The organism is Streptomyces thermocarboxydovorans (assembly GCF_039524635.1).
GTDB classification, from domain to species: Bacteria; Actinomycetota; Actinomycetes; order Streptomycetales; family Streptomycetaceae; genus Streptomyces; species Streptomyces thermocarboxydovorans.
Window position 1 is genome coordinate 48,619 of sequence record NZ_BAAAGU010000047.1, and the last position, 11,019, is coordinate 59,637.

Consider the following 11,019-nt stretch of genomic DNA (forward strand, 5'->3'; position numbering starts at 1 on the left):
TGCCGATGGCCGGCGCATCGGTGCTGAGCGCATATACCTGTGCGGCAGGCACCACGCAGCACCTCCCCCGCCGCCCATGCAAGCGGAGGAGGGCAGAAGAGACTGCTGAGGCTGGAGTGACCGGGATTCAGCGCAACGCGTCCAGCAGCGCCGCCGCCGTGAACAGCTCCACCCCGACCGTGATCGCATGCTCGTCCACGTCGAAGTCACCCTGGTGCAGATCGCGGATGATCCGCTCCCCCGGCGTGCGCACCCCGAGCCGCGCCATCGCACCCGGGACGTGCTCCAGGTACCAGGAGAAGTCCTCGCCGCCGAGGCTCTGCTCGGTGCCCTCCACCGACTCCACACCCCGCCGGGCGATCATCGCGTCGCGCAGCAGCTCGGTGACCCCGGGCTCATTGACGACCGGCGGGACGCCCCGCACGTAGTTGATCTCGGACTTGGCCCGGTGCAGGTTGGCCACCTCGTCGATGGCGGCGACCACGATGTCCGGCGCCTGCCGCCAGGTGTCGAGGTCGAGGCAGCGCACCGTGCCGGAGAGCTCCGCGTGCTGCGGGATGACGTTGGGGGCGTGGCCGGACTCGACCCGGCCCCAGGTGACGGCGAGTCCGCTGCGGCTGTCGACCCGCCGGCCGACCAGCGCGGGCACGTCGGTGACGACCCGGGCCGCGGCGGTGACCAGGTCGGTGGTCAGGTGAGGGCGGGCGGTGTGGCCGCCGGGCCCGTCGAGGGCGATCTCCAGCCGGTCGCAGGCGGAGGTGATGGCGCCCTCGCACAGCCCGATCTTGCCGGCGTCGACGCGCGGGTCGCAGTGCACGGCGATGATCCGGCCGACGCCGGTGAGCGCGCCGTCCTCGATGGTGTCGGCGGCGCCGCCGGGCAGCACCTCCTCGGCGGGCTGGAAGATCAGCCGCACGGGGCGGGGCAGCAGGCCCTGCCGGTGCAGTTCGGCCAGGATGAGGCCGGCGCCGAGCACCACGGTGGTGTGCACATCGTGGCCGCAGGCGTGCGCGCGGTCGGGCACGACGGAGCGGTACGGGCAGTCGGCCTTCATGTCGGGGATGGGCAGGCCGTCGATGTCGGCGCGCATGGCGAGCATCGCCGAGCCGGTGGCCATGTCCTGCGGTACGCCGATGTCACAGATGAGTCCGGTTCCGCCGGAGAGGACGCGCGGCTTCAGGCCGGCGCGTACGAGCCGTTCCTTGATCGCGGCGGTGGTGCGGAACTCCTGGTTGCCGAGCTCGGGGTGCATGTGCAGATCGCGCCGGAACGCCACGAGTTCGGCCCGCAGGGCCTCGGGGAGCGCACCGGGAAGCACCGCTCCCCCGGGGAGATCGATCTCGGACTCCAGTGACATCAGTGGCTTCACCCTTTGAAGAGTAGGGCGCGGAGGCCGCCGGCCGTCCCCTGATCAAGAAAATTCAACCCCTTAGGGGAAGAAAATCTTGCCGCCCTACGCATGGCTGCCCATCGAGATGGGTAAGCTTCTTGCTCTTTTCATTGAGGTGCGGGCCGCATGGCCCGCCTCGGGCCGGCCGCCCGACCTGCGGAGAGTGACTTCTCTCACATCTTCCGCCCCGGCGGCGGCATGCGCCCGTTCTCCACACGGTTACCACGCATGGCGCCTTCCACGCGGAGCGGTTCATCTGGCGGACACCGGCCCGGTGTGCTGGCTAGGTGTGCTGTCCCGGGACGTTGGTGACGGACCTCTCGCCCCGCATGGTGGCGCTGGCCCGCGAGGCGCATCCCGGTCTGCGCTTTCACGTGGGGTCGATGACCGACCTGGACCTGCCGTCCGCGACGCTCGGCGGGATCGTGGCCCTGTACTCGGTGATCCATGTGCCCGACGCGCATCTGCCGTCGCTGTTCGCCGAGTTCCGGCGGGTGCTGCTGCCGGGCGCCCCGGTGCTGCCGGCCTTCCAGTCCGGTGAGGAGAACGGCACCCTGCACCTGGACGAACGCTTCGGGCACGCCGTGTCCCTCGACTACTACTGGCGCACCCCGGCAACCGTGATCGGCCACCTCCGCAAGGGCGGCCTGGAGCTCACCGCGCAGGTCATGCGGGAGCCGGAGGGCGAGGAGAAGCGCCCCCGCGCACTGCTTCTGGCCCGCAGGCCCGAGGGGGCGTAGCCGGAGGGGGCGGGCCGGCCAGGCGGTGGGCGTCGCGGGCCGTGGCGGTCACGGCAGAGAGGAAGCCGCGGGCGCGGGGGGAGGCGTGCCCGGTGAGCCAGGCGGGGTCGATGTCGCAGACCGCCACGCGGACGCCGGTGCCCGCGAGGGCCAGGGGCAGGGTGTGGACGACCGTGGAGGGGAAGCTGAGGACGGTGGAGCCGATCGGGCCCCGGCGGGCGATCAGTTCCAGGGGGAGTTCCGGGCGGACGATCTGCAGGCCGGTCTCCACGGCCAGCCGGTGGAGCTTGTCCGCGCTCTCCCGGCGGTGGGCGAAGTAGCGGGTCGCGCCGTGCGCGGCGGCCAGAGCGCGGACGGCCTCCAGGTAGGCGCCGTCGTCGACCACGCCGGTCTCCACCAGGGAGGTGCCCACCAGGTCGGTGCCCTCGGCGATGCGGGGCGGGCCGAAGCGGGCGCGGGTCCAGGCGAAGGTGTTGGCGGTGACGGTGACGCCGGGCGGGCTGTCGGCCACCGGCATCGAGGAGAAGACCTCGACGCGGCGCTCGCGGTGCGGGGTGAGGCGGCGCCGGGCGGCGGCGGAGACGGGGGCGAGGAGGAGGTCGCGGGGGCCGGGCCGGCCGCCCTTGCGGTGCCAGCGGACCAGCCGCTCGCCGCGGGCGAGCTGGCCGACGAACTCCATGGTGGCCGTGCCGTCGTCGACGACCACCACCTCGCGGGCGCGGGTGACGGTCAGCAGCAGCTGGACGTAGCGGGAGAAGGGGTCGCCGAGGAGGACCCGGTGGGCGCGGCGCAGCAGGCCGGCGAGGCCCCCCACGGTCCGCAGCGGGGCGGTGGGGCCGCCGCGCGCCTCCTCCCAGCGGACGGTGTGGCCCTCCTCGCGGGCCAGTCCGGCCATGCGGCGCAGCTGGCCGCGGGTCATCGGGTCGACGGGGGCCGGCACCACGAGGGTGATCCCCGCGCGGGGGGCGTGCAGGTGCGCCCACTCCACCACGTTCAGCAGCTGTACCGGGCTCTCGACGAAGGCGAGGGTGTGGGGGCCGGCCTTCCCGGCGCGGGGGATCACCGGCCCGCTCAGACGGTCAGGGGCTCGCCCGCGGCCGCGGCGATCTCCGCCTCGGCGACGACGCCGGGCACGCGGCGCAGCTTGCGCATCGGGGCCAGCTCGGACTCGTAGACCCTCTTCACGCCGTCGCCGAGGGAGGCCTCGATGGTGCGGATGTCGCGGACCAGGCGCTGCAGGCCCTGCGGTTCGACGGAGGCGGCCTGGTCGGAGCCCCACATGGCGCGGTCGAGGGTGATGTGCCGCTCGACGAAGCAGGCGCCGAGGGCGACCGCGGCGAGGGTGGTCTGCAGTCCGGTCTCGTGGCCGGAGTAGCCGATCGGGACGTTCGGGTACTCCTGACGGAGGGTGTCGATGACGCGGAGGTTCAGCTCCTCGGCCTTCGCCGGGTAGGTGGACGTGGCGTGGCAGAGGACGATGTTGTCGCTGCCGAGGACCTCCACCGCGTGGCGGATCTGCCTCGGGGTGGACATGCCCGTGGACAGGATGACCGTGCGGCCGGTGGAGCGCAGGGTGCGCAGCAGCTCGTCGTCGGTGAGCGAGGCCGAGGCCACCTTGTGGGCGGGCACGTCGAACTTCTCCAGGAAGGAGACGGACTCGATGTCCCACGGGGAGGCGAACCAGGCGATCCCCTTCTGCTTGCAGTACTCGTCGATCTGCCGGTACTCGTCCTCGCCGAACTCCACGCGGTGCCGGTAGTCGATGTAGGTCATCCGGCCCCAGGGGGTGTCACGTTCGAGGTCCCACTGGTCGCGCGGGGTGCAGATCTCGGGGGTGCGCTTCTGGAACTTGACCGCGTCGCAGCCGGCGCCGGCGGCGGCGTCGATCAGCTTGAAGGCGTTGTCGAGGTCGCCGTTGTGGTTGATGCCGATCTCGCCGGTGATGTAGACGGGGCGGCCCGGGCCGACCTCGCGGGAACCGAGGGTGCGGATGCGGGAGTTGCTCATGAGTGGGGCTTCCTTACTGGGGGTTGCTCGGGTTGCTCGGGGTTTGGGGGTCACTCGGGGGGTCTGTGGTCAGGGGTCAGAGGGGGAGGGAGTCGAGGGACGGGCCGAGGAGCCAGCCGGCGATCTCCCTGATGGCGCCCGCACCGCCGGGGGCGGTGGTGACCGCGCGGGCGGCGCCGCGGACCGCGTCGTGGGCGCTGCCGACGGCCACGGGCCAGCCGGCCAGGGCGAAGCAGGGCAGGTCGTTGACGTCGTTGCCGACGTAGAGCACGCGCTCCGGCGCGATGCCCTGCTCCTCGCACCACTGCTTGAGTGCGAGGTCCTTGCGGTCGACACCGTGCAGCACGGGCACGCGCAGCTTGCGGGCTCGGGCGGCGACGACCGGGTTCTGCTCCGTGGACAGGATCAGCATCCGCAGTCCGCTGCGGCGCAGCGCGGCGATGCCCAGGCCGTCGCCGCGGTGCACGGCGACCAGCTCCCGTCCGTCGGCGTCGATCAGCACCCGGTCGTCGGTCTGGGTGCCGTCGAAGTCCAGGACGACCGCGTCGATGTCGTCCGCGGTCGGCAGGGCGCCGGGCCGGTGCGCGTCCAGGAGCGGCGCGAGGGCCCGGGCGCGGGCGAGGTCGTGCGGGTCGTCGATCTCCAGGACCCGGGCGGGGTCGGTGCGCACCAGGGCGGTGCGGCCGAAGAAGCGGTGCCGGTGGGTGCGGAACCCTTGCGCGTCCATGGCGTAGGCGGCACCGGTCTCCAGCAGGTCCTCGGGGCGGTCCTGGCGGCGGGGGCGGAAGGCCTTGTCATGGTTGACGCCGTAGCCTCCGGCGGAGGCAGCCGTCTCCCCCGCTCCGTCCGTGCTGTCGGAAACGTCGCTGCCGTCGCGCCAGAGGAAGCCGTGGAACGGGGCCACGGTCACCGCCGTGTCGGCGCCCTGCTCGGTGACCGCGGCGGCCACCCGGTCGATGTCCTCGGCGAGGAGGAACGGGCTGGTGCACTGGACCAGCAGGACGGCGTCCACGGGGGCGTGGTGCAGGGCCTCGTGGGCGTCCAGGGCGTGCAGGACGGCGGCCTCGGAGGTGGCGGTGTCCCCGGCGAGGGCGGCGGGCCGGGTCACGACCTCGGCGCCGGCCTGGCGTGCGGCGGCGGCGATCGCCTGGTCGTCGGTGGACACCACCACGTCGGTGACGCGCCGGGCGGCCCGGCACTCGCGCACCGCGCGGGCCACCAGGGGGACGCCGCCGACCGGGGCGAGGTTCTTCGCGGGCACGCCCTTGGAGCCGCCGCGCGCGGGTATGACGGCGACCACCCGGCGCTGGAATTCGGCGGACGGCGCGGTCGCTGCCGGGGATTCGGGCATGGCGTGCACTCCTGGGAACGAGGGGGCAGGTGAGACGGAGGAGCCGTCCGCCGGCGTGGTGGGCGGCGTATCGCTGGCGCGGGCGGGGGCGTTCACGGCTCCCCCCAGCCGCCGGATGGCGTTCACAGCTCCCCCATCCGCCGGATGACCGGCGCCACTCGCTGCACCCCGTGCCGGTAGGCGCCGCGGGCGGCCCGCCGCACGATCCGGCGCACCGGCCCGGGCTGCTGGTCCGCTGCCGGCGCTCCGGGCAGCGGGCTGCCGTCGGGCGCGAGGTGGTGGCGGGCGAGGATGCCGGGGAGGTAGCCGGGCGCGGTGTCCGGCGTGTAGTAGGGGGTCAGCGGCGGCAGCGAGGGCGCGGCGAGCAGCTTGAGCAGGCGCTCGCGGGCCGCGTCGAAGGCCGTCTCGTACGTTCCGTCCGCCGCCACGCCCTGACGGGCGGTCCACTCCGGGTCCGGCACCGGCTGGTGGCCGGCGTCGAGCTGGTCGAAGGAGGCGAGGCAGCCGGAGCCGATGAAGTGGTGGTTGCCCAGCGACTCGCGCACGCCGAGGTCGGTGAGGATCGCCGTGGGGATGCGGCGGTGCAGGGACTCGAGGGCGGCCGTGGAGCTGACGGTGACCAGCAGGTCGGTGCGGTCCAGCACCTCGCCCATGTGCCCGTACACCAGGCGCAGGTTGGGCGGCAGGTCGAGCCTCTGCGCCAGCTTCTGGTACGGGAGTTCCTCGATGTGGGTGGTGTGTTCGCCGGGCCGGGAGCGCAGCTTGAGCAGCACCTCGCGCTCGGGGTGGCCGCGGGCGTGCCGTATCAGCCGCTCCAGCAGGTAGGTACGGTCCTTGCGGCTCTCCGGCACGGACGGCTGGGCGGCGAACACCACGGTGTACGGCTCGCGGGGGCCGGTGTACGGCGCACCGCCGAGGAACGGCAGCGCGACCTCGGTGACCGCGCCGGCGTCGGCGCCGACGCCCTCGTAGACCGCGCGGAAACGCTCCGCGTCCTGGCGGGAGTTGGCGAGGACCAGGTCGGCGCCGTGCCGCAGCAGCAGGCCGTCGGCGAGCTTCTCGTAGACGACCCCGACGTATCCGGTGACGACGACGGGCCGGTCCCGCCGGTCCTGCCAGATGTGCCGCAGACCGTGCAGCAGCGCCTGGACACTGCCGCCGACCAGGGCGAGCACGAGAACGTCGTGGTCGGTGTCGCGCATGGTGCGCAGGAACTCGGCCGCGGTCACCTCGCCGATCGAGTCGGCGCGGACACCGACCTCGGTCAGCTGGCGGGCGGTCGGGGTGGCCCGGCCGCGCAGCAGGAATCCGTCCAGCCGCAGGGCCGGCCGGGCGCCGCCGTCCGGGGCGAGGCGTTGCGCGGTGAGGGCGCCCCATTTCCACCGGGTGTCGGAATCCGCGAGGACCGCCACCCGCAGGGCTTTCGTTGCACTTGCTGGCACGTCGATGACGCTAGGAAGGAATTCCCAGCAGCCGCCCAACCCGAATCCAACAAAAGGTGAACAGCGCACCGCCGAATGGCAAATCGGCCCGGCCCGGAAAGTCGCGAACGGATTTTCACTGCCGCGGAAGTGACCGGTTCACCACTTCGCCACGCGTCGTTCACCCTGCCTCAAGGTGCAGGTCAAGACGGATGCCGGGGTGCCGCCTAACGTCTGCGGGGTGCCGAAGCTCTCTGTCATCGTGCCGTTCTACAACGTGCGGCAATACGTCCCCGATGCCCTGCGCAGTCTTCGTGCGAACGCGCGCGAGGACTTCGAATTCATTCTTGTCGACGACTGTTCCTCGGACGGGACCGCGGAACTTCTCGCGCGCGGCGAACGCGAACTGCCGGGCGCGGTGCTGGTCCGGCACGAGAGAAACGGCGGTCTGGCGACCGCCCGCAACACCGGTATCGACCGGGCGCGCGGGAAGTATCTGACGTTCCTGGACGGCGACGACTGGCTGGCGCCCGGCTATTACGCGCGGCTGCTCGAAGCGATCGAAGGGCTGGGCTGCGATTTCGTGCGCACCGACCATGTGCGGTGCACGGCGCGGGCCCGTTCGGTGCAGCGGGTGCCGCACGGCCGGCGCAATGTGGTGCTCTCGCCGCGTGCGGCCATCCTGCCCGCGCACCGGAGCACCTCCGTGGACTACCCCTACGCCTGGGCCGGCATCTACCACCGCCGCCTGGCCGACCGGGGGCTGCTGCACTTCACCGACGGGCTGCGCACCGCCGAGGACCGCCCGTGGATCTGGAGGCTGCACCGTGAGGCGGAGTCGTTCGCGGTGACCGGCCTGCTCGGGGTGTTCTACCGGCGCGGGGTGTCCTCCTCGCTGACGCAGATCGGGGACGCCCGGCAGCTGGACTTCATCCGCGCCTTCGACCAGGTGGTCGCGGAGACCGCGGCGGACGCGGAGGCGGCGGCGCTGCTGCCGAAGGCCGTGCGCACCTACTGCGCGATCATCGCCCACCACCTGGCCTCCATCGAGAAGTTCGAGGCGCCCGTGGCCCGGAAGCTGAAGGCGATGAGCGCGGCGGCGCTGCGGCGGATGCCGCAGGACGTGCTCGACCAGGCGCTGGCGTCGATGGACCTGGAGCGGGCCGCCCGGCTGCGCCGGCTGCGGCGGCGCCCGGTCCTGGCGGGGAGGGCGGCGGCATGACCACGCAGATCTTCCTGGTGTCGACGCTGTACGGCACGGCCACGCTGGCGGCCGCCCTGGACGCCGGGTGTTTCGCCCCGGCCGGCCGGCGGCTGCTGCTGGTGTCCAACAACGCGGCAACTCCGGAGACGACACCGGCGGTGGACGAACTGCCCGGGTTCGAGCGGCTGCGCGGCCGCTTCGACGAGGTGGTGTCGTGGAACGAGACGATCTTCCCGTTCCATCCCGGAGGCTGGGCGCCGCGCCCGGAGGACGCCCCGCTGTGGGAACGCTTCCTGCGGCTGGAATGGGGCCTTGGCGACGACCAGGTGACGTTGGCCGTCGAGTCGATCCAGGTCAACCCGGCGCTGGGGCTGGCGCAGATCTTCACCGACGCGCCCCTGACGGTCTACGCGGACGGTCTGATGAGCTACGGGCCGACCCGCAACAAGCTGGACGCGCTCGTCGGCACGCGGGTGGAACGGCTGCTGCATCTGGACCTGGTGCCGGGGCTGCGCCCGCTGCTGCTGACCGAGTTCGGCGTCCCGGCACAGCTGGTGCCGACGCCCGCGTTCACCAAGGTGCTGGCCGAACTGGCCGACGCCGATGCGCGGTTGCCGGAAGTGGAGAGGCCCGCGCTGCTGCTCGGCCAGTATCTGTCGGCGCTGGACATCCTCTCCGCCGAGGAGGAGGAGCGGCTGCACGCCGAGATGCTGCGGGGCGTTGTCCGGCTCGGTCACCGGCGGGTGGTGTTCAAGCCGCACCCCACCGCACCGGCCCGGTTCAGCCGGCTGCTGGAGGAGGAGGCCGAGCGGCTCGGCGCCGAGCTGACGGTGCTGGATGCCCCGGTGCTCGCCGAGGTGCTGTACCAGCGGATGCGTCCGGCGCTGGTCACCGGCTGCTTCTCCACGGCCCTGATCACCGCCTCCGAGCTGTACGGGCTGCCGGTGGCGCGGGCCGGGACGGGGCTGCTGCTGGACCGGCTGACGCCGTTCGAGAACAGCAACCGCGTGCCCGTCACCATCGTCGACGCACTGCTGCCCGAGCTGACGGACCGTGATGCGGTGACCGTGGGCCGCCGGGGCCAGGGCACCGAAAGCCTCGGCGAACTGATCCGGGCGGTCGGCTTCGCCATGCAGCCGAGGATCCTGCCGGAGCTGCGGCAGGACGCCGAGCGCTACCTGTCGACGCGGCTGAACGACCGCACCCGGCGCTACTTCAAACGGAAGCGGCTGACCTCCCTGGGCCTGCCCGGCGGGGTGCCGGCGCGGCTCGCCTTCCTGCTCCGCAGTCCCACGGTGCGGCGGGCGGCACGGCGGCTGCGGCGGATGGTGCGGCGATGAGCGGCGCGCCGATGCCGCCTCACGGCCCTGGGAGCCGTACATGACCAGCCTGACCGCCCGCCGCCCGGCCGACGACATGACCCTGCGGCAGCAAACCCCGCGGCGCCAAGGCCGGTTGCGGGCCCTGGACGGCCTGCGCCTGCTGGCCGCGCTGATGGTGGCGGTCTACCACTACGGCGGTCGCGGCGGTGAGGTCGCCGAGGCCTGGGGCACGTCCCCGAAGCTCCAGTTCCCCACCCTGCACACCTGGTTCGCCTACGGGTGCCTGGGTGTGCAGGTCTTCTTCGTGATCAGTGGGTTCGTGATCTGCATGAGCGGCTGGGGCCGGACGCTCGGGTCGTTCTTCGCCTCGCGTGCGGCGCGGCTGCTGCCGGCCTACTGGTGTGCCGTCGCCCTGGTGGTGGCCGTGTTCGCGCTGCCGGTGGTGGCCTACCAGGCGGTGGCGCCGAGCGACGCGCTGGTGAATCTGACGATGCTGCAGATGCCGCTGGGCGCGGACCGGGTGCTGGGGGTGTGCTGGACGCTGTGGGCGGAGCTGCGCTTCTACGCGCTGTTCGCCCTGTGCGTGGTGGTGCCCGGGGCGAGCCGGCGGCGGGTCGTCCTGTTCTGCGCGGGCTGGACGCTGGCGGCGGTGATCGCGCAGGCAGCGCGGGAGCCGCTGCTGGACCTGGTGCTGATGCCCGAGTACGCACCGTTCTTCGTCGGCGGGGTGGGCCTGTATCTGGTCCACCGTGACCGGCGGGACGTGCACGCCTGGGGCATCGTGGGCGTGAGCTGGCTGCTGGGCCAGCACCATGCGGTGCGGGAGCTGTGGCACGCGCCCGGCGGGGACGCGTTCTCCCACCGCTCCTCCGCCGTGATCGTCCTGATCGTGACGCTGGGCTTCGCCGCGGTCGCGGCGGTCGCGCTGGGCCGGCTCGACTGGGCCGACTGGCGCGGGCTGACGGTGGCCGGGGCGCTGACCTATCCGTTCTACCTGGTCCACGAGCACCTCGGCTGGGTGGTGATCGGCGCCCTGCACCGGGGGCTGCGTCTGCCCTCGGCGGTGACGTTCGCGCTGACGGTCGCGTCGATGCTGCTGCTGGCGTGGCTGATCCACCGCCTGGTGGAGCGGCCGGCCACTCCGCGGCTGCGGGCGCTGCTGACCCGGCCGCACTGAGACAAAAGCAGCGGCGAGCCGGATCAGGCGGGCTTCGGGCCGTAACTGGCCTCGATGCCCGCGAGGATCAGCGCCAGGCCCTCCTCGAAGTGCCGGTCGAAGTCGGCGGACAGCTCCACGCCGGCCTGGGCCGCCAGCGGGAAGCCGGCCATCAGGCGGGCGCGTTCTGCGAGGTCGTAGCCCTCGCGGCGCTCGCCGGGCAGCGGCTGGACGCCCTGCTCCTCGGTGACGAAGCCGAGCGTGTAGACGAACGTTGTGGTGAGTGCCCGGACCGCCTGGGCGAGGGTGAGTCCGGCGCCGGTGAGCAGGCGCAGGTTGTCCTGGGCCTAGAGGGCCTGTCGTTTGGATCAGCCCGCGGACGCGGGGTCTGGCACGCCCATCTGCGGCGTTGTCGTCGGTTGCCGATG

At 72.9% G+C, this 11,019-nt stretch carries 9 protein-coding genes and 1 pseudogene; 4 read left to right on the forward strand and 6 right to left on the reverse strand.

The window, feature by feature from the left end; genetic code table 11:
- Positions 1 to 127 precede the first annotated feature (127 nt).
- Positions 128 to 1,357, reverse strand: coding sequence for a M20 family metallopeptidase (locus tag ABD198_RS21760; RefSeq protein ID WP_344004591.1), 1,230 nt, complete (start codon positions 1,355 to 1,357; stop codon positions 128 to 130).
- Between the two features lie 341 nt (positions 1,358 to 1,698).
- Between ABD198_RS21760 and ABD198_RS21765 the strand changes: the two genes are divergently transcribed.
- Positions 1,699 to 2,130, forward strand: coding sequence for a class I SAM-dependent methyltransferase (locus ABD198_RS21765; protein WP_344004563.1), 432 nt, complete (start codon positions 1,699 to 1,701; stop codon positions 2,128 to 2,130).
- Here the strand turns inward: ABD198_RS21765 and ABD198_RS21770 are convergent.
- The 4 genes from ABD198_RS21770 to ABD198_RS21785 all read right to left on the reverse strand — a co-directional run bounded on the left by ABD198_RS21770 (position 2,057) and on the right by ABD198_RS21785 (position 6,930).
- The gene (locus tag ABD198_RS21770) at positions 2,057 to 3,193 is read right to left on the reverse strand and encodes a hypothetical protein (protein WP_344004566.1); all 1,137 of its coding nucleotides are present in this window, start codon (positions 3,191 to 3,193) and stop codon (positions 2,057 to 2,059) included. The two genes, ABD198_RS21765 and ABD198_RS21770, sit on opposite strands and share 74 nt — an antisense overlap.
- 8 nt (positions 3,194 to 3,201) lie before the next feature.
- Positions 3,202 to 4,137: an N-acetylneuraminate synthase family protein gene (locus tag ABD198_RS21775; RefSeq protein WP_344004569.1), complete on the reverse strand. Its 936-nt coding sequence runs from the start codon at positions 4,135 to 4,137 to the stop codon at positions 3,202 to 3,204.
- 76 nt (positions 4,138 to 4,213) lie between these two features.
- Entirely contained in the window at positions 4,214 to 5,488 is a 1,275-nt protein-coding gene (locus ABD198_RS21780) for a cytidylyltransferase domain-containing protein (protein ID WP_344004572.1), read from the reverse strand.
- 122 nt (positions 5,489 to 5,610) lie between these two features.
- On the reverse strand, positions 5,611 to 6,930 hold the full coding sequence (locus ABD198_RS21785; protein WP_344004574.1) for a DUF6716 putative glycosyltransferase: 1,320 nt from the start codon (positions 6,928 to 6,930) through the stop codon (positions 5,611 to 5,613).
- Between the two features lie 220 nt (positions 6,931 to 7,150).
- Here ABD198_RS21785 and ABD198_RS21790 point away from each other — a divergent pair, with 220 nt between their 5' ends.
- Genes ABD198_RS21790 through ABD198_RS21800 form a run of 3 tightly spaced genes read left to right on the forward strand, consistent with a single transcriptional unit; the run spans position 7,151 to position 10,612 of the window.
- Complete coding sequence (locus ABD198_RS21790; RefSeq protein ID WP_344004577.1) at positions 7,151 to 8,131, forward strand: glycosyltransferase family 2 protein; 981 nt, start codon at positions 7,151 to 7,153, stop codon at positions 8,129 to 8,131.
- A complete protein-coding gene (locus ABD198_RS21795; protein WP_344004580.1) occupies positions 8,128 to 9,453 on the forward strand; it encodes a polysialyltransferase family glycosyltransferase in 1,326 nt (441 codons plus the stop codon). Before ABD198_RS21790 ends, ABD198_RS21795 begins: the two co-directional genes overlap by 4 nt.
- Before the next feature lie 40 nt (positions 9,454 to 9,493).
- Positions 9,494 to 10,612 (forward strand): acyltransferase family protein, encoded by a 1,119-nt coding sequence (locus tag ABD198_RS21800; RefSeq protein ID WP_344004583.1) that lies wholly within the window; start codon positions 9,494 to 9,496, stop codon positions 10,610 to 10,612.
- A 23-nt stretch (positions 10,613 to 10,635) separates the two neighbouring features.
- Here ABD198_RS21800 and ABD198_RS21805 read toward each other — a convergent pair.
- Positions 10,636 to 10,935, reverse strand: a pseudogene (locus ABD198_RS21805) (TetR/AcrR family transcriptional regulator C-terminal domain-containing protein); the annotation flags it as partial.
- Positions 10,936 to 11,019: the final 84 nt, after the last annotated feature.